We start from the raw sequence: 17610 nt of genomic DNA on the forward strand, positions 1-17610 counted from the left end.
CGGCGCGGTCAGATGAAATCATCGCGGAATCGACCGGGTAAAACCGCGCTTCAAGGAGACAAGACCCATGAAAAAGATCATCAACCAGCCTGAGAATTTCGTCGATGAGGTGATCGACGCATTGCTGCTTGCGCACCCCGGATGGATCAAGGCAGCGACCGCGGACCGCCGCGCGCTGGTGCGCGCGGACGCGCCCAAGCAGGGCCGCGTCGGCATTGTGACCGGCGGCGGCTCCGGACATATGCCGGGTTTCCTGGGCTACGTAGGCGAGGGCCTGTGTGGAGGTGTGGCCGTTGGCAATGTGTTTTCATCGCCGTCTTCCGAGCAGATCTTCGAGGCCACCAAGGCGGTGAACGGCGGCGCAGGCGTGCTGTATGTGTATGGCAACTACGGCGGTGATGTCTTCAACTTCGACCTTGCGTCCGATATGGCCGAGCTCGAAGGCATCGACATCAAGACCGTGATCCTGACCGACGACGTGGCGTCCGCCCCGGCTGAACGAAGCGCCGACAGGCGCGGCGTGGCCGGCATGGTGTTCGCGTTCAAGTGCGCGGGTGCGGCGGCGGAGCGGGGCGACTCGCTGGAGGAAGTCGCGCGCATCGCAGGCAAGGCGAATAGCCGGAGCCGCACGATGGGCGTCGGCTTGTCGCCCACTATTCTGCCCGCTGCCGGCAAGCCCACGTTCACGCTGCCCGATGGCGAGATGGAGATTGGCATCGGCATTCATGGCGAGCCGGGGTCGCATCGCGGCAAGCTGGAAACGGCCGACGAAATTGCCGACCGTCTTACTGGCGCGATCCTTCGCGATCTGGCGTTGCCCACGGACTCGCGTGTCGCCATCCTGGTGAACGGACTGGGCGCGACTCCGCTGGAAGAGCTTTACGTGTTGTATCGGCGAGCGGCCGGCATGCTCGCGAACCACGGGCTGACTATCGCGCGATCGTATGTGGGCGAGTATGTGACAAGCCTGGAAATGGCAGGGGCATCGATCACGGTGATGCACGTCGATGACGAACTGGAATCGCTGCTGGCAGCGCCTGCCCGATCGCCGTTCTTTCGCGAATGACCGGTCGCTGGATTAATCAGGAGAACATGCGATGAGCGTTACCTGCAAGGAACTCCGGGACTTGCTCACACTCGCTTTGAGCACGCTGCCTGCACATGCCGACGAACTCCGCGATCTCGATGCGGCGCTGGGTGACGGAGACCTGGGAATTACAGTGTCGGCCGGCTCCGCCGCGGTCATCAAGGCGCTGGATGGTTTGCTGGAAGACGCGACCGTGGCGGATATCCTGCTCAGCGCCGGGAAGGCGTTTTCTACCGCGAACCCGTCTACCTTCGCGGCGTTGACGGGCGGCGGTCTGCTGGCGGCATCGAAGGTAATGGCCGGGAAGACGGCGGTTGGAAAGACGGAAGCGGCTGAGATCGGGCGTGCAGTGGCTGGGCGGATTGCGGAACGCGGCAAAAGCAAGCTTGGCGACAAGACCGTTCTCGACGCACTGATCCCAAGCCTCGACGTGCTCGAGTCGTCGGCCGGCACGGCCGATGAACTGCTAGCGGCAATGATCGCGACGGCTCAGGAGCAAGTCGATGCAACCGCCGGATTGCAATCGCAAAAAGGGCGCGCTGCATGGGTGCAGGAACGCAGCGTTGGACATGCGGACCCAGGGGCGACCGCCTACCTGCGGTTCCTTATTGCGTTGCAAGCAGCGTTCAAATCGTAGTCATGGAATAGGCCGCTCCAGAGGTCTGCAAATCAACCTCTGTTCGCGGCCAGGACTATCGCCCGATCAGAACCGGTGAACGATACCGACCCCTGCGGCAAACTGTTTAGCCGATGACGACGGCGTACTCTGGAAGCCATCGCCAAGGGTTGCCGTTGCGTCGATGATGTTGCCCGCGCCGGCCGTGCCCAGCGTCTTGCCATGCGCTACCTGGAACGCTTGCAGTGCATACAGCGTCGTACGCTTCGAAAGGTTGTAGGCCTCGGACAGATTGAACTGGTGATATTGAGCCGCACTGTCGATGCTGTTTGCCTTCGTCGCACGCGTATAGCTGTAGCCCGCGGCCAGGTCGATCGCGGTCGCTGCGCGGTAGTGAAGCACGGTGCCGAAGGTATTGAAGACTGCCTCGTCGGTGAACTTCGAATTGATGCCCGGCACGTACTGGACGTTCGAATACGACACCGATATATCGAGCGCCGGCGTGAACGCGTAACCGCCCGTGACTGCCACGCGCTGCTGTGCCGCGGCGGTCTGATACCCGTTGGTCAGGGCGGACACACCCGTTTGCCCGCCCGAATTCGTGGTTGAGTCCGTGCCCCAGGCGCCGCCGCCCGGCGTCGAATTGTTGATGCGTTGCAGGCCTGCGGCAATACCGAACGGTCCGTTGATGTATTGCAATGCGACGCTCCAGGTCGAGCCCGCGTTGAAGCTGCCAGCCACGCCGCCCACCGAATAGGAGCCACTCATTGTCAACCCGTAGATAGTCGGCGACGTATAGACGAGCGAGTTGTTTTCGCGGAAGTCGGTGTCCAGCGAGTCGATATCGCCGGGGTGCGCGCCGAAGTAGCCGGTAAGCCACGTGGTCGGGCTATACGGCGACAGCAGCGCATAGTAGGACGAGTACTGGCGGCCGGCCGTGAACGTGCCGTAGTGGGCATTCGTAATACCGACGTACGCCTGGCGCCCGAACTCCGCGTTCGTATATTGCTGTGCGCCGTTGTCAAGATTAAAGCCCGATTCCAACTGAAAGATCGCCTTGGTGCCGCCCCCCAAGTCCTCGGTGCCCTTCAGGCCGAAACGGTCGCCCGCCCAGATGCCCGATGCGAGTTTCGTTACCGGATGTCCTCCGCTGGTTGAGCCGAGCGACCCCTGGTTGTTCGCATACACCAGGGCGGTATCCACGATCCCATACAGCGTGACGCTGCTCTGCGCAAAAGCCGGGCTTGCGATACATGAAACGCCAGCAACGCTTAGGATTCCAATATATTGGCTACGTTTTTTCATTGCATCTTCTCCTTTACCATTTTTTATAAAACTGCTTTCAAGCGGTGTTGTGAGTGACTGTCAGGTCAGGCGATGGATCGCGCACTACAGCGCTGCAATGCGCGCACGGAAATGCTCGGTACCGGCCACGATCTTGTCGAGCACTGCGTCAAGCGCCCAGAACCGTTCGCGCACGTCGTAGTCGATCACGCGGCAACGAATTGAGCTGAAGGTGCCAATGCGCTGGTGGTACATCTTCGCGAGTGCGGGATAGCCGAGTGCTTCGGACACCGCCGTGACAACAAGAAACGTCGACAATTCCTCGGCCAGTGCCGGGTGAGCATCGCTTTCGGTGCGCAGCCACTGATAAAGATCGGGATGGAAGTTGGTGAAGACACCGTTGAAGCCGGCAGAGCCTGCTTTCATCGCGTCCCATGCGATTGCTGCATTGGCGTTCAGGATCTTCAGCGACGAGCCTTGGGCGAGCGCGACGCGGCGCTTGACCGTATCGAGATCGCAACTCACGTCTTTGAGCATCACGAAGCGGCCGGTGTCTATGCAGGCCTTGAGTTCATCATCGGATAACAAACGGCGATACGGCGCCGGACATTCGTAGAAGCCCAGCGGCACGTCAGTTGGCAGGCGTTTGAGCAGGCGATCGAGATTGGCGAGGAACGTGGCGCTGCCTTCGCGCTTCGGATCGAGATGGTTCGTCACCAGCACGATGCCTTGCGCGCCTGACTCAGCCGCGGCGGTGAGTTCCTCGACCTGCGCGTCGATATCGTCGCTAATGTGGCCGGATGCGACGACCGGGACCCGTCCCGCGACTTTATCGACAACGAAACGCGCCAGTTCAGCCCGCTCCGCCAGACTCAGGAATTGCATTTCGCTCGACTGGGCGACCGCGAACAGCGCGTCCGAGCCGTGAGCCAGATACCACTCGATCAGGCGTTCGAGCCCGGCGTAGTCGATTGCGCCGGCATCGTCGAATGGGGTCAGCATCACCGGGACAATACCTTCTATGGTGGTGGCTGATTTGAATGCGGTATTCATGTGTTCTCTCTATTTGTCTTCAAGGTCAGTCCCAGTCGCGCAGCAGCGTAAGCGGGCGGTAATCTAAGGCGTCAGGCGGTCAGATGCAGTGTTGCGGCTTCGGGTTCGCGTTCGGGTATCGGCTCGCGAACGAGTACAAGGTATGCGATTGCCCCAACGAGTGCGATGCCGGCGCCGGTCAGCAAAGCGGGCACGAACGAGAAAGACTGGGCGATGTACCCGGTCGCGACGGGCGCTAGCGCGCCGCCCAGGAAACCGCCGAAGTTCTGGATCGCACCCAGCGATCCCACGCGGCTGGCGGGGGCCGCCGCAGTGGCGAGCGACCACGAGCAGGCCGACGCCGCGTTCGCCAGGAAGATCACGACCGATATGCAGACGAGGGCAATCGTATTGCTTTCGGCGAGCGCTGCGGGAATGGTGAAAGCGACCATGCCGAGCATCGTGACCACCACCGCGTTGCGACGGCCCGCCACCGCCGACCTGCTGCGCCGGGTAATCATGTCGGACAGCCAACCCGCCAGCAGGGCGCCGATAAACCCGCAGAAAAACGGTACGGCCGCGGCAATGCCGCTGCGCTCCAGGCTCATGTGCCGCGCCGTGCGCAAGTAGCCTGGCAGCCAGCTCAGATACACCCAGTTGAGATACACGGAGCCGAAGAAGCCGATCAACATGCCCCACGTGGTGCCGTAGGAGAACAGGGCACGCCAGTCTGCAAACGTGAGTTTTCCTGCTGCCTTTTGAGCCGTGTCCTGATCGGCGTCCGCATCGAGGTACTGACGCTCGACGTCCGTCATCTGCGACCTGACGGGATCGCGATAGACCATCAGCCAGACGATGGAAACGAGCAAACCCGCGGCGCCCGTCACGATAAAGGCCCAGTGCCAGCTTGTGGATGCGATCAGGATGGACAGGCACAGCGGCGCAAGCGCGATACCCAGTGGTGACGCTGCATTGAAGATGCCCGTGGGCGCGCCGCGCGAGCGCAAAGGAAACCAGTTGCTGACCACGCGTGCGGCCGAGGGGAACTGCGGCGCCTCGCCAATGCCGAGCACAATGCGCGTGACCACGAAATATCCGAACGTCGAAGCGAGTCCGCCCGCCGCCTGAGCGAACGACCAGACGATCAAGCCAATGCCCAGGAGCCAGCGCGGGCCCAGCCGGTCGACCAGCGCGCCGACGGGTAGTTGACACAGCGCGTAGCTCCACGAAAACGCTGATAGCAAGATTCCCATCTGTCCCAGCGAAAGACCGAGATCGGCCCGAATGGATTCATTCGCAACTGCCAGGGTGCCGCGATCCAGATAGTTGATGACGCCGCTGATCATCAACAGCGACAGCGCGATGGTCTGGCTGCGCCGTATGCGCGGCGGCGTGGGTTGACCTGCCGGAATCTCGTTCATCGCTTGCGTCTCCGTTATATATATTGTGAGATTTCAAAAGGCTGCGAGCAAAGCTCTGGGGCGATTTCTTCTGCGTTACTTTTGCGTGTCGGCCCAGTTCACTACTTTTTGTTCTTGCGTGCCAAGCCCTTCAATCCCGAGCTTCATCGTGTCGCCGGCCTTGAGGTAGACCTCGGGATGCATGCCGAGACCCACGCCCGGTGGCGTGCCGGTTGTAATCACATCGCCCGGTTGAAGCGCCACGAACTGGCTGATATACGAAACCAGCTTCCTGATCGGGAAAATCATGTCGTTCGTGGAGGAATCCTGAACTTTCTTACCATTCAACTCGAGCCACAATTTCAGTTCCTGGACATCCGCAATCTCATCTTTCGTGACAAGCCACGGACCCAGTGGCCCGAAGGTAGGGAACATCTTGCCCTTCACCCATTGACCACCATGTTCAAGCTGAGATTCGCGCTCCGACACGTCATTGCATACGCAATATCCGGCCACGTAATCAAGCGCGGATTCTTCGCTGACATACAGTGCGTCGCGCCCGATAACGATCGCAAGCTCGACCTCCCAATCGCTTTTAACAGAGCCTACCGGCAACGTGACGGGATCGAACGGACCGGAGATGCAGGAGGGCGCCTTGTTGAACAGGATCGGCTCGCCTGGGATGGGTGCGTTGGTTTCGATCGCGTGTTGTACATAGTTCAGGCCGACCGCGATGAAATTTCCCGGACGTCGAATGCACGCGCCAATGCGCGGCGTTCCCTGCACGATCGGCAATTGATTGATGTCCATTGCTGCCACCTTGCGAAGGCCATCGCCCGCGAAAAAATCCGGGTCGATGTCTGTGACGACTTCGGACAGGTCACGGATCTGTCCTTTGTCGTCCATCAAGCCGGGTTTTTCCGAGCCTTGCGGGCCATAGCGTAGTAATTTCATCGTTGCTCCAGGTTGCGATTGAAGGGAAACAAGAGGCCGCGATCAGGGCGTTGCGTGGCCAATGGAATGTCTTATAGGAAATCGCGGGTTTGAAAGAAGTCGACAATCTTGCTGATTTGTCCGCGCATCATTTCGCGGCCTTGTATGAAGGTGCAGCCACTATCCCTTGCAAGCGACAGGAGGCCGGTCATTTCAGGCTTGACGATGGCATCGAACACAATCAGGTTGCGAGGTAGCGTGTCCGCCCGGATGGGCAACCGCGTGTCATCCAGCATGCCGACCGGAGACGCATTGATCAGCACGTCCATGCCATCCACGGAGGGCTCGCCGATCTCGACTTGTGTCGAAGGACTGCAGCGCCTGACCTTCTCGGCTACGTCCCCGGCTCGTTGCGCGTCGGGGTCGAAGATCCTCATGCTCGCGGGGCTCTCGCGGCCTACCGCAACGGCAATTGCGCTGCCTGCGCCGCCCACGCCGATCATCATCACGCGCTTGCCTGCGAAACTCACGTCGCGGCGGCGGAAGGCTTCCACACAGCCGAGACCGTCGAAGATATCCCCGAGCCATTGACCTTCGTCCGTGCGTACAAGCGCGTTGACCGCGCCGACAAACGTCGCCTGAGGACCGAGCCGGCTCGCAAATCTGCGCGCCTCGCCCTTGAAGGGAATGGTGAATACGAAGCCGTCAAAATTCTGAAGCTTCAGGAGTTCGGGCATGACACGGTCAAAATCTGAGGGCAAGACGTGCACGGGCACCATCAGCGCATTGAGTCCACGCGACACCAGCTCCGCCGTGATCATCTCCGGCGAGCGCACCTGCTCGATCGGGTATCCGACGATGCCGAAAATGCGCGTCTTCCCGTTCACGTAATCGACTTCTCCGCTTGTTGTCACGACCCATCCTTATCGCGCGTTTTAGAGGACCAACGGCTCCGGCAACTGGCTGCATCAAGGCTTCCGGGCGCGGATTGCCCGGGATTGGGTCGTCCCGAGTGCTCGGTTGCATCATGGTTGTTTGTCTGAATGTAACCGCTATGCATTTTTAATGTTTTGTTCGATTAAGGGTTTAACGGAGTCACTGTTGCTCATTTTTTGAGTTTGTTTGATCTGATAAGCCTGAAAAATAGTTCATGAACGCTGTTTTGCATAGCGCTTACATCGTAGAATGAATTTGGCCGTACCGTCAAATCGCTATTGCACGTTTAAGGGCAAACACTTACCTTCAGCACACCGCTTACATGCTTCCAGCTTCTTCATGCCAGAATCGAAAAATGCCAAGACCGCGCCCGCGAACGGCCACGCAACAGGAGCCAACTCAATGCCCGTGACGGAGCAAACACCCCGTTTGCTTTCTGCCTCCGGCGACGAACCCGTATTAGCCGATGTCGCGCGGGTGGCCGGCGTGTCCACGGCGACCGTCTCGCGATACCTGAACGATCCCGAGAAAGTCACTGAGAAAACTCGTGCACGTGTGCGGGCCGCGATTGCGCAACTCGACTGGGTGCCGAACGCGGCCGCCCGGTCGCTGGTATCGCGGCGTTCCTACACCGTCGGCGCGATTGTCCCGACGCTCGAGCACGAAAAATTCCACCAGCAGTTGCAAGCCTTCCAGGGGCGTTTGGGCGCTGAGGGACTGGCCGTCTTCGTTGCCTGCTCCTCGTATGATCCGGAGGAGGGATACCGGCTGGCGCGCGGCATGGTGGGGCGCGGAGTGGATGCCGTCGCATTGCTCGGAGACAATTATCCCGATGCGCTTTTCGACCTGCTGCGATCCAAGGGCATACCTTACGTGGTCACCTTCGGCAAGAAGGCGGACAGCGATCATCCGTGCGCGGGATTTGATCATGCGCGTGCCTTTGAGGTCATCACGCGGCGGTTGCTGGAACTTGGGCATACGCGTTTTGGCGTGATCTTCCAGTCGACCAAGCTCAATAACCGCATAGCGGCACGTCTCGAGGGCATTCATGCCACGCTGGCGGAAAACGGCCTGGCTTTGAGACCGCCGCACGTGGCGCTGATGGACAACAACTCGAACATTGGACGCATACCGTTTGCGCGCAGGAGCTTCCAGCAGATCATGAGTCACGCCCCGGCGCCGACGGCAATCATTTGCGGGAATGACATCCTCGCAATCGGCGCATTGCTGGAGGCTGAGGCGATGGGTATCGACGTGCCGGGCACGCTTTCAATTTGCGGCTTCGATGACATCGAGATTGCCGCCCACTCGCGGCCGTCATTGACGACGGTGCAAGTGCCGGATCGTCAGATGGGGGAGTTGGCGGCGCAATATCTGATTGATAGGCTGGCGGGGCGGGATTGCGAATCGCCTGCAATGCTCGATGTGATGTTGGTCGAGCGGGGGTCGACGGGTAGGGCGCCGGGTGTGTTTGGGTAGCGCGCGCCGGTGGGGGGCTGGGGTTGATGCCGGGTTGCTGCTTTCAAGCTTAGCCGTCTGCATGAGTTGACTATTTTCTAAGCGACACCCGAATTTTCGGCCGTGGGGGTCGAAGAAAATGACGGATATGAGTTGTCCACCACTATCCGAAAATTGGCAGCGGTCGACGGGATGTTTACGCGTGCTGTCGCGAAACGCATCAAATTTTTGCAATGCAAATCGGTGGTTTCTCCGCGGGTAAACGATGACCACCGGATGTACAAAATGCCTCGTCTACGGCTGAACGCTGATATCGACGCACTCCACCAGCGCGTTGACACCCACTGCCGACGATACGCTGACGATCCAGTTGGGTTGCATCGCACGATGCAGGCGCTTGCAGCTACTGAGCTTCACAAGCGCCTCGTCATAGGCCTGCGTGCCGTCCTCTAGGATCGCAATGGTGTCAACGATGTTAGCGATGCCGAAGTTTTCAATGGAACATCGAGTTGTGGTCCCGAAAGTGATGGTTGTTCGAACGTCATCCAGTGACAGGCCAATTGTCAGGTCGCGGTCTTGCACCGCCATGATGTCGATGTGCCAGTGTTGGAAGTCATTGTGTGCTTTCAGTCCGTCCGTGGGGTGGCTAACTGGCCGGAGCGGTGTCGTGGGCATCGGAGGCACGTCCGGTGGCGTCCAATCCATCGGCGCGGCCGTCGTGATCTGCAAACGTTCGCGAAGGCTCTGACGGCGTCCTACCATGCTCAAGAACGCCATGCCGCCGAGCAAGCGCGCGTCCTCATTGGTGATCGGCGCTCCTGCCGCGGGCGAAGGCAGTGCGTCTAACGGTGCGCGGTCGAGAAACGGCTCCACGGTCGAGCGCCGTAGCCATGAGTATTTAAAAGTGTCGCTCTCGTCGTCGTAGAACGTGATGAATACGTTATCGTTGGCAGCCATTTAGTATCCCAGGCAAGTGCGGTAGTTTTCGGAAGCGCGTGAACTGCAAAGCGCGTAGGTTCGCGGATCGCCGCCATACATCGCTTTGGCGGCGTTGCACATTTCCATGTCCTGTTCGTAGTCCGCGAAGCACTGTGCTTCGCGGCCCGAGCGCGTTGCAACCGACAGTACGCCATCGGACGGTGCGCTTGAAAAGTATTCGAATGGTGCAGCATCGCCCAGCGGTGTGGGCGTGTCGCCGATTGGATTCACGTCGCCCAAGTCTACGGCAGCGGCAGCGGCATTGGTCAAGCGCAAGCCACCGCCAAATGCGCCCACAATGGCGGCGGCGACGTTCAGGCGCGTGCGCATGAGGTTACTGCCCCGAAGGGTAGGCAACGCAGTCGCCATCTCGTTCGCGAAATCGTTTGTCCAGCCCTCAACCTTGCTGTGCCAGCCGTCGAAGTCAAAGGGCGCTGCGGGCAACGAGCTGTAGTAGGTGTATTCGGCCTCAAAGGGTTTGGTCTCCCATGAGCGCGGCGCAGCAAGACCGGGCGGTTGAACGAAGCCATTGTCTGCGTTCGTTGATTCCTCCCGGACCACGCGAACCTCACCTTGCGTGACTTTGTCGCGCAAATATTCCAGGATGCTCACGCGACCAATGCAGCGAAAGTCCGAAAATTTCGATGTCAGCCAAATTTCGACGTCTCGAACCAGCTCAAAGTCATTTTCCCAATCGTATAAAGACGCACCCTCGAACAACGCGGACCCGGAATCCGGACGGTTACCGTGAATGTCATGCCGTGCGTACAGGGAATAAGTCGTGCCTTGGATAGCAATAAGATTTGTCGTCATCCTAATTTTTATAGTTGCAACGACAGTAAGCTACCTCATTTTCCGCACGGCTCATCTCAAAAATGGTGTTAAGGTCGTTTGCCGCCGTAGCGTTCGCGCTCTGCTTCCGTTTCCCCGCGGTCTTGCTGAATTCGTCACCGGCGCGCGAAGCATTGCTTTTCGGCGTGCGACATAAGCCCGTCTATGACAGGGCAGACTCTTTTGATTTCGTCGCGTAATCGCGCATTGAGCGCACGGCGGGTTGGTTGCGTTTGGCTTTGATCGAGTAGTCGCGCGTATCCGCACAATCATCGAACTCGCTCGCGAACGCGAGCAAATCGAGCGAGGCAAGTCGGGCCGAAGATCAGGTGGCGCGGCAACTAGCGTGATAAGCCCAAAGATTCAACTCACGCCCGTCCGCATAGACCGGTATTCCCGCCTGACAATATCCATCAACTCAGCGACCGAAGTACTTGCAGCCTCCTTCTCATAAGTCACGCGGCCGCGTTGCATCAGCATGACGCGATCGGCAATATCGAGCGTCTGCGCGTAGTTATGCATGATCATCACAATAGACAGACCCTGCTTCTCCTTCAGCCGCAGCACAAGGTCGATGATCAATCCCGCCTCGCGCGCACCCATCGCTGCAAGCGGTTCATCGAGCAGCAGGATTTTCGCATTCGAATTGACCGCACGAGCCACGGCAATCGCCTGCCGTTGCCCACCCGAAAGCTGCTCCACCGGCAGATCAACCGACGGCACGTGCACGCCGATCTCTTCCAGGCACTCCTCCGCGCGGCGACGCATGGCGGTGTTATTCAACAGACGAAACGGGCCGCGCCGGACGATTTCCCGATTCAGGAACATGTTGTGATAAATGCTTAGCGAATTCGCCAGCGCCAGATCCTGATACACGCATTCGATGCCAAGCGACCGGGCATGATCGACGGAGCGAAGCAGCGTTTCTTCGCCGCCTATAAATAGCTTGCCGCTCGTCTGCTGATGGAACCCGGTAAGGATCTTGATCAACGTCGATTTGCCCGCGCCGTTGTCGCCAAGCACGCCCAGGATCTCGCCTTTCCTGAGCGTCAGCGACACGCCGTCGAGTGCGGTCACGGCGCCAAAACGTTTGACGATATCCTCGCCCTGCAACGCGGCCGTCCCTGTTGTTCCTGCCATCGTAGCCGCTGATGCGTCGGACATCAGAGGTCTCCCTTGCGAGCGAGACGGACGACGTGGATGTTGAAGATCATGGCCGCCAGGATCGCCGCGCCGAGAATCATGTTGAAGGTGAATGCGTTGATGCCGATAAGCGTGAATCCGTCGTTGAGGATCCCAAGCACGGCAGCGCCAATCAGCCCGCCAATAATGGTGCCCGAGCCGCCGGCGAGCGGCGTGCCGCCGATCACGGCAGCGGCGACGGCGAGGAACATGATCTGGTTGCCGCCCGCCTGAGGATCGATGGACGTTATCCGGAAGCCTTCCAGGATGCCGGTGAAACCGGCAAGCAGCGCGGCAATCACAAAGTTACCGAGTTTCAGGCGCTTCACCTGAATACCCGCTTCGCTCGCACCTAGCTGATTCGCGCCCGCCGCGATGGTATGCAAGCCCCATCGGGTATGGCGAAGCAACACATGCATGACCGCGGCGATCGCGATCGTCCAGATGATTTCGCTGTAGCCCCACTCGCCCATGATCGCCGAAAAACGCGTGCCCTCCGGGGGCGACACCGGCGTGCCTCGTGAGAGGGTCAGCGTCAAACCATTCACGAAGAACAGCGTGCCGAGTGTGGTGACGAAGGAGGGGATGCGCAGGTACACCGTCACCGCGCCGTTGATCACGCCGACCACGCCTGCCGCCAGCACGCCGGCCAGCAGGGCGAGCCACACGGGCGCGCCTGCCACGCTGGCGAAGTGCATGATGAAAGGCGCGAACGCGAAGACCATGCCGGCGGACAAATCGATCTCCCCGCCGATCATCAACATGATCTCGCCGAAGGCAATGATCGCCACCGGCGCGATGAACTGCGAGAGGTTTTCCAGACTCGCGCTAGTCAGCAGGAAGTCGTGGTTGGCCGTCTCGAAGTACACGCTGAGGATCAGCGCGACCGCAAGGATGCGGATCTCGCTGGATCGCTTCAGCGCGCCCGGCCATAACCTTGGGCGCCGGTTCGCCCGGCTTCCTTCCGTCACGGGAGTGGTCACCCTTTGATCGCACCCGTGCGCGGCAAGATCTGCGGTTTCGTGCTCTTGCCTTCATACCGCGTCTCGGTAGTGAGGTACGGGTCGACCGTGCCCTTGGTAACGAACTTCAGGCCGGTGTTGATATTGGCCGGTCCGACGAGTCCGCCCGAGGCAAGGAAAACGAACGCTTCAAGCACGGTATAAAAACCTTGCACGTAAGGTTGCTGATCGATCGTGAAGTCGAGGAAACCGTCGTGGATCAGCTCGACGGTGCGGGGCAACAAATCGAAGCCGCCGCCATGCACACCCTTGGACGGCAGATTGGACTCCTTCATCACCTGGGCGACGCCTTGCGTGCTGCCTGCATCGACGGCGAACATGCCTTTCAAATCCTGGTGCCCCAGGTAGAACGACTTGATCTTCGAGAGTTCTTCGTTGACGGTCGCGCCTGTCGCAATGGTCTGCGTATCGATTTTCTTGCCTGATTTCTTGATCGCATCGATTGCGCCGTCAAGGCGCGGCTGGATGTTGAGCTGCCCGGGTGTCGCGATAAAAAGTGCGACGAGGCCGCTATCCACGAGGCTGACGATACGCTCACCCATCTGGTAGCCCGATAGATACAGGTCCTGGCCGATATACGCGAGGCGTGGATTACCGCTGCCGCTTGGGGCATCGGCGTTATACGAAAATACCGCGATCCCAGCGTCGAGCGCTTTCTGGATCGGCGTATTGAATGCCTTGGGGTCCACGATAGGAACCGCAATGGCATCGGCTTTCGCGGCAATGGCCGCGTTGACCGCATTGACCATCTCGCCCACGTCGGCGTTGGCCGAGCCGGTCCATTGGTAATCGAAACCTAGCAAGGCGGACGCATCCTCAATGCCGTATTGCGTGGGAACGAAGAAAGGGTTCGTTGTGACGTGATTGACGAATACGATTTTCCAGCGCTTGTGCGCCGGAAACGGGCCGCCTTCCGCGGCTTGCGCCGGTGTAATCACGCCGCCTAGCATCGCTAGCGCCGCAGTCAGCCCAGCGCCTTGCAGCAAACTGCGACGTACGCTTTGAACTTCGCCCAGGTCTTCCCGATCTTGCGCCATGTCCTGTCTCCCGTGTCGGTGTTTTTGAACAACTCATTTCACATTGGCGCGGGCCGGAAAAGCGCCGGTGCCGGGCGTCGCTATGCTCCGCTCCGTGAAACTCGCATGCTCAACCGCACGCACGGCCGAATGACGACGTAACGACATGCTAGAACAGGCAATTGGCCAATTAATCGATGTATACCCTTAACTAGTCCGACTATTTTGAAAAGCGGCGTAAGGGCAGGTATTGAGGCGGGCGTTTTGCGGCAAGCGCAGGCTGCTCAGGAAATGAGAGGTGTGTGGGAAAGTCCAGCATTTGGGAACATCGGGCTTCCTGCGCAGGTTATCTTTTGTTGATCCACCTTACGGCGGTGCTTTCGAAATGGCTGCAAATTCAAGGCCGGGTTGCGTCATTCGCAGTGTTTGCTCGCCCGGTTTTCAATATACGTAGTACTCCGCATAGTGTTCGAGCGTTGCAAGGAACTTCAATGCAGGATCTTCGCGAGAAAATCCTTCGCGCGGTCGGACTTCGGATTCGCGAAAAAATCCTCCTTCTTGTCGTCCTCGACAATGAGACCCTTGTCCATAAAGATCACGCGATGCGCAACCTTTCGTGCAAAGCCCATTTCGTGAGTGACGCACATCATCGTCATGCCTTCCTGCGCGAGTTCGACCATCACGTCGAGCACTTCGTTGATCATCTCGGGGTCGAGCGCGGAGGTCGGTTCGTCGAACAGCATCGCGATTGGGTCCATCGACAGTGCACGTGCAATCGCAACCCGCTGCTGCTGACCGCCTGACAGTTGACCCGGAAACTTGTCCGCATGCGCGCTCAGCCCGACGCGATCCAGCAGCTTCAGCGCCTTCGCTGCGGCTTCGTCCTTCGAACGGCCCAGTACTTTGATCTGCGCCAGCGTCAGGTTCTGCACGATCGTCAGATGCGGGAACAGTTCGAAGTGCTGGAACACCATGCCGACTTTCGATCGCAGTGTCGAAAGGTTGGTTTTCTTGTCGCCGAGCGATTGCCCGTTGATCGTGATATCGCCCTTCTGGAACGGCTCGAGTCCGTTCACGGTTTTAATCAACGTGGACTTGCCCGAACCCGAAGGTCCGCACACCACGACCACTTCGCCCTTTTTGACTTCGGTCGTGCAGCCGGTCAGCACCTGGAACGGGCCGTACCACTTCGAAACATTGTTGATTGAGATCATCGTGAAATCCATTCCTGATTGGGCTTCGTTGAGCAAATCTACTTGAGGGCGCGGCGCGGTGACCGTGTCACCGGCGCGTCTGTGCGTGTTGCAACTGCTGCAGACGCCGCGCATACAGCGTCAACGGGAAGCACATGGCGAAGTACAGCAGGGCGACCATTCCGTAGATCGGAAACGGGCGGAATACGGTGTTGGTGATCATCGAGCCGGTCTTCGTGAGTTCGATGAATCCAATGATCGACGTCAGCGCGGTGCTCTTGACGACCTGCACCAGAAATCCGACGGTCGGTGCGACCGCGATCTTCCTCGCCTGCGGCCACACGATGTAGCGCAACTGCTGGCCAAACGTCATGCCGAGACTCGCGCCAGCCAGCCATTGGCCACGCGGAACCGCTTCGACACAGCCGCGCCAGATATCGGCGAGATACGCGCTGGTATAGAGCGTCAGTGTGACGGTGGCGGCAACCCACGGCGACACTTCCACGCCCAGCAGCGGCAGACCGAAGAAGGCGAGGAACAACTGCATCACGAGCGGCGTGCCCTGGAATAGCTCGACATAGAGCGAGACCACACGGCGCATCCATGGCAACGGCGACACGCGCATGGCGAGCAGCACGAGTCCGACTGCACCGCCGCACACGAAAGCGATCAACGACAACAACACGGTCCAGCGCGCGGCGAGCAGCAGATTGCGCGCGATATCCCACAGCGTGAATTCGGTCATTGCGAGCGCTCCGTTGCCAACGTCTGCGGACGGCGTCCACCGAACAGGGTCCAGCCGTTGCGCCAGTTCGGCGGGCCAGCCGGCGCGCTTGGTGTGCGCGGCGAGCGTCCGGCAAAAAGGCCCCGGCCCAGCCGGTTCAACAGTTGGCGCAAGACGATCGACAGGAACAGATAGGTCGCGGTGACGATCAGGTAGCTCTCGAACGAGCGGAAGTTACGCGACTGGATGAAGGCGGCCGCAGACGTCAGGTCCGGCACCGAGATCTGCGAGACCACGGCGGAACCAAGCATCACGATCAGCACCTGGCTCAGGAGCGCCGGAAACACATTGGCCAGCGCCTGCGGCAGCACCACATGGCGGAACACCTGACGTCCCTGCAATCCCAGAGCCTGCGCTGCCTGCACCTGGCCACGCGGAATCGAGTCGATACCGGCGCGGACGATTTCGGTCGCATAAGCGCCTAAGTTAACCGTCATCGCGAGGACTGCAGCCTGCATTTCGTCGATATGAATGCCGAGACCCGGCAGCCCGAAGAACACAAAGAACAACTGCACGAGGAACGGCGTATTGCGTATCAGCTCGACGTAGGTTGCGATCATCGTCCGGGCCCAACGAGGGCCGGCGACGCTGATGCTTGCGCCTGCGATACCGACTAAACCGCCGAGTACTGTAGAGATAGCAGTAAGCCAGAGAGTGACCGCGACGCCTCGCGCGAGCATGCCCGCGTAGATGCCGAAGCCGCTGAAATCGAACACGTAGGTCATGGCGGGTTGCTCATGGTGAGGTCAGGGCAATGAAATCGAATGAATGGGCTCAATGCAGCGGACGCGCCGCGATCAGCTTGCAGGCGTGCGCAGGCAATTCGGCCAGCACGGGCATGCCGAGGGCGAGGCCGGGCGTTTCGCGCTGCGTGGTGGCGGCTGTCAGCGTGAAGCCGGCGCAGTCGATCGTCGCTTCCAGCGTCGCACCCACATCGCGGATAAACGTCACCGTACCGGCGAGATAGTTAGGACCGCTGGTGGTCGAGACGTGCTTCACGCAGACATCTTCGGGACGTATCAGCAGGCGGATGTCCGCCGTGGATTCCGGCATCCATGCCCCATCAGCCACGACGATCTGCTGGCCGCCCGGCAGCTTTACGCCGCCGCGTCCGTCATGCGTGACCGGAAGGATGTTGCCGAGCCCGATGAAGTCGGCGACAAACTCGCTGACCGGGTTGCGGTAGATGTCGAGTGGCTTGCCGACCTGCGCAATGCGGCCTTTTTCCATCACGACGATCTCGTCGGCCATCGTCATTGCTTCGCGCTGGTCGTGCGTGACCATGATCGTCGTGATGCCAAGGCGCTTTTGCAGCAGGCGGATTTCGACCTGCATCGATTCGCGCAGCTTGGCGTCGAGTGCAGAGAGCGGCTCGTCGAGCAGCAACAGTTTCGGCGACGACGCGATCGCACGTGCGATAGCCACGCGTTGACGCTGTCCCCCGGACAGTTGCGTGACCGGCCGGTTCGCCATGTGCGGCAGCTGGATCAGTTCGAGCAGTTCGGCCACGCGTTGCCCTTGTGCGACCTTGCTCGTCTTGCGCAGCCGCAGCGGGTACGCAATATTTTCGGCAACGCTCATGTGCGGAAACAGCGCCAGCGACTGGAACACCATGCCGAAGTCGCGCTGGTTCGCCGGCAAGTGAGTGATGTCGCGGCCCGCGAAAGTGACGCTGCCGGAGCTCGGCGTCTCGAGCCCCGCGATCATGCGCAGCAAGGTCGTCTTGCCGCAGCCGGACGGGCCGAGAAAGCAGACCAGCTTGCCGTCCGGGACGCTCAGGTCGACGTGGTCGACGGCGTATGCAGCGTTGAAGCGCTTGGTCACGGCCTGGAGTGTCAGATGAGTCATGAGGGTTCCT

Annotated in this window: 17 protein-coding genes; 3 read left to right on the forward strand and 14 right to left on the reverse strand. The window is 59.9% G+C overall.

Going from position 1 to position 17610, the window contains the following annotated elements; genetic code table 11:
* The first annotated feature begins 67 nt into the window (after positions 1–67).
* Positions 68–1066: a dihydroxyacetone kinase subunit DhaK gene (locus tag FH08_RS0113370; RefSeq protein ID WP_031358805.1), complete on the forward strand. Its 999-nt coding sequence runs from the start codon at positions 68–70 to the stop codon at positions 1064–1066.
* Positions 1067–1097: 31 nt separating this feature from the next.
* Positions 1098–1724 carry a DAK2 domain-containing protein gene (locus FH08_RS0113375; protein ID WP_031358806.1) on the forward strand — a complete coding sequence of 209 codons (627 nt, stop codon included), beginning with the start codon at positions 1098–1100 and terminating at the stop codon, positions 1722–1724.
* Positions 1725–1790: 66 nt separating this feature from the next.
* Here FH08_RS0113375 and FH08_RS0113380 read toward each other — a convergent pair whose 3' ends face one another.
* From FH08_RS0113380 to FH08_RS0113400, 5 genes are all read right to left on the reverse strand, one after another.
* Positions 1791–3008 (reverse strand): porin, encoded by a 1218-nt coding sequence (locus tag FH08_RS0113380; protein ID WP_031358807.1) that lies wholly within the window; start codon positions 3006–3008, stop codon positions 1791–1793.
* Between the two features lie 84 nt (positions 3009–3092).
* A complete protein-coding gene (locus tag FH08_RS0113385) occupies positions 3093–4040 on the reverse strand; it encodes a dihydrodipicolinate synthase family protein (protein ID WP_031358808.1) in 948 nt (315 codons plus the stop codon).
* Positions 4041–4111: 71 nt separating this feature from the next.
* Entirely contained in the window at positions 4112–5440 is a 1329-nt protein-coding gene (locus FH08_RS0113390; RefSeq protein WP_031358809.1) for an MFS transporter, read from the reverse strand.
* Positions 5441–5515: 75 nt separating this feature from the next.
* Positions 5516–6373 (reverse strand): fumarylacetoacetate hydrolase family protein, encoded by an 858-nt coding sequence (locus FH08_RS0113395; protein ID WP_031358810.1) that lies wholly within the window; start codon positions 6371–6373, stop codon positions 5516–5518.
* A 71-nt stretch (positions 6374–6444) separates the two neighbouring features.
* Positions 6445–7266: a shikimate dehydrogenase family protein gene (locus FH08_RS0113400; RefSeq protein WP_152602823.1), complete on the reverse strand. Its 822-nt coding sequence runs from the start codon at positions 7264–7266 to the stop codon at positions 6445–6447.
* Between the two features lie 424 nt (positions 7267–7690).
* On the opposite strand from FH08_RS0113400, the gene FH08_RS0113405 reads away from it, so the two are divergent.
* Complete coding sequence (locus tag FH08_RS0113405; RefSeq protein WP_051888254.1) at positions 7691–8767, forward strand: LacI family DNA-binding transcriptional regulator; 1077 nt, start codon at positions 7691–7693, stop codon at positions 8765–8767.
* Positions 8768–9040: 273 nt separating this feature from the next.
* On the opposite strand, the gene FH08_RS49475 is transcribed toward FH08_RS0113405, so the two are convergent.
* The 9 genes from FH08_RS49475 to FH08_RS0113460 all read right to left on the reverse strand — a co-directional run bounded on the left by FH08_RS49475 (position 9041) and on the right by FH08_RS0113460 (position 17600).
* A complete protein-coding gene (locus FH08_RS49475; protein ID WP_051888256.1) occupies positions 9041–9703 on the reverse strand; it encodes a hypothetical protein in 663 nt (220 codons plus the stop codon).
* A complete protein-coding gene (locus FH08_RS49480) occupies positions 9704–10336 on the reverse strand; it encodes a hypothetical protein (protein ID WP_152602824.1) in 633 nt (210 codons plus the stop codon).
* 582 nt (positions 10337–10918) lie between these two features.
* Positions 10919–11719: an ATP-binding cassette domain-containing protein gene (locus tag FH08_RS0113430; RefSeq protein WP_031358814.1), complete on the reverse strand. Its 801-nt coding sequence runs from the start codon at positions 11717–11719 to the stop codon at positions 10919–10921.
* On the reverse strand, positions 11719–12720 hold the full coding sequence (locus FH08_RS0113435) for an ABC transporter permease (RefSeq protein ID WP_031358815.1): 1002 nt from the start codon (positions 12718–12720) through the stop codon (positions 11719–11721). Before FH08_RS0113435 ends, FH08_RS0113430 begins: the two co-directional genes overlap by 1 nt.
* Positions 12717–13796: a sugar ABC transporter substrate-binding protein gene (locus FH08_RS0113440; protein ID WP_031358816.1), complete on the reverse strand. Its 1080-nt coding sequence runs from the start codon at positions 13794–13796 to the stop codon at positions 12717–12719. The genes FH08_RS0113435 and FH08_RS0113440 overlap by 4 nt, the downstream gene beginning before the upstream one ends.
* 467 nt (positions 13797–14263) lie before the next feature.
* Positions 14264–14989 carry an amino acid ABC transporter ATP-binding protein gene (locus FH08_RS0113445; RefSeq protein WP_031358817.1) on the reverse strand — a complete coding sequence of 242 codons (726 nt, stop codon included), beginning with the start codon at positions 14987–14989 and terminating at the stop codon, positions 14264–14266.
* 67 nt (positions 14990–15056) lie between these two features.
* Complete coding sequence (locus FH08_RS0113450) at positions 15057–15713, reverse strand: amino acid ABC transporter permease (RefSeq protein WP_031358818.1); 657 nt, start codon at positions 15711–15713, stop codon at positions 15057–15059.
* On the reverse strand, positions 15710–16477 hold the full coding sequence (locus FH08_RS0113455; protein ID WP_031358819.1) for an amino acid ABC transporter permease: 768 nt from the start codon (positions 16475–16477) through the stop codon (positions 15710–15712). Before FH08_RS0113455 ends, FH08_RS0113450 begins: the two co-directional genes overlap by 4 nt.
* 49 nt (positions 16478–16526) lie before the next feature.
* Positions 16527–17600 (reverse strand): ABC transporter ATP-binding protein, encoded by a 1074-nt coding sequence (locus FH08_RS0113460; RefSeq protein WP_031358820.1) that lies wholly within the window; start codon positions 17598–17600, stop codon positions 16527–16529.
* Between the last annotated feature and the right edge of the window lie 10 nt (positions 17601–17610).

The sequence above is a fragment of the Caballeronia sordidicola genome (genome assembly GCF_000729995.1).
In the GTDB taxonomy this organism is placed as follows: Bacteria; Pseudomonadota; Gammaproteobacteria; order Burkholderiales; family Burkholderiaceae; genus Caballeronia; species Caballeronia sordidicola_A.

What these genes read in the sequence shown, in the direction of transcription:
- FH08_RS0113370 (WP_031358805.1), top strand. Translation starts at nt 68, where the DNA reads ATGAAAAAGATCATCAACCAGCCTGAGAATTTCGTCGATGAGGTGATC.
- FH08_RS0113375 (WP_031358806.1), top strand. Translation starts at nt 1,098, where the DNA reads ATGAGCGTTACCTGCAAGGAACTCCGGGACTTGCTCACACTCGCTTTG.
- FH08_RS0113380 (WP_031358807.1), bottom strand. Translation starts at nt 3,008, where the DNA reads ATGAAAAAACGTAGCCAATATATTGGAATCCTAAGCGTTGCTGGCGTT.
- FH08_RS0113385 (WP_031358808.1), bottom strand. Translation starts at nt 4,040, where the DNA reads ATGAATACCGCATTCAAATCAGCCACCACCATAGAAGGTATTGTCCCG.
- FH08_RS0113390 (WP_031358809.1), bottom strand. Translation starts at nt 5,440, where the DNA reads ATGAACGAGATTCCGGCAGGTCAACCCACGCCGCCGCGCATACGGCGC.
- FH08_RS0113395 (WP_031358810.1), bottom strand. Translation starts at nt 6,373, where the DNA reads ATGAAATTACTACGCTATGGCCCGCAAGGCTCGGAAAAACCCGGCTTG.
- FH08_RS0113405 (WP_051888254.1), top strand. Translation starts at nt 7,691, where the DNA reads ATGCCCGTGACGGAGCAAACACCCCGTTTGCTTTCTGCCTCCGGCGAC.
- FH08_RS49475 (WP_051888256.1), bottom strand. Translation starts at nt 9,703, where the DNA reads ATGGCTGCCAACGATAACGTATTCATCACGTTCTACGACGACGAGAGC.
- FH08_RS0113430 (WP_031358814.1), bottom strand. Translation starts at nt 11,719, where the DNA reads ATGTCCGACGCATCAGCGGCTACGATGGCAGGAACAACAGGGACGGCC.
- FH08_RS0113440 (WP_031358816.1), bottom strand. Translation starts at nt 13,796, where the DNA reads ATGGCGCAAGATCGGGAAGACCTGGGCGAAGTTCAAAGCGTACGTCGC.
- FH08_RS0113445 (WP_031358817.1), bottom strand. Translation starts at nt 14,989, where the DNA reads ATGATCTCAATCAACAATGTTTCGAAGTGGTACGGCCCGTTCCAGGTG.
- FH08_RS0113450 (WP_031358818.1), bottom strand. Translation starts at nt 15,713, where the DNA reads ATGACCGAATTCACGCTGTGGGATATCGCGCGCAATCTGCTGCTCGCC.
- FH08_RS0113455 (WP_031358819.1), bottom strand. Translation starts at nt 16,477, where the DNA reads ATGACCTACGTGTTCGATTTCAGCGGCTTCGGCATCTACGCGGGCATG.
- FH08_RS0113460 (WP_031358820.1), bottom strand. Translation starts at nt 17,600, where the DNA reads ATGACTCATCTGACACTCCAGGCCGTGACCAAGCGCTTCAACGCTGCA.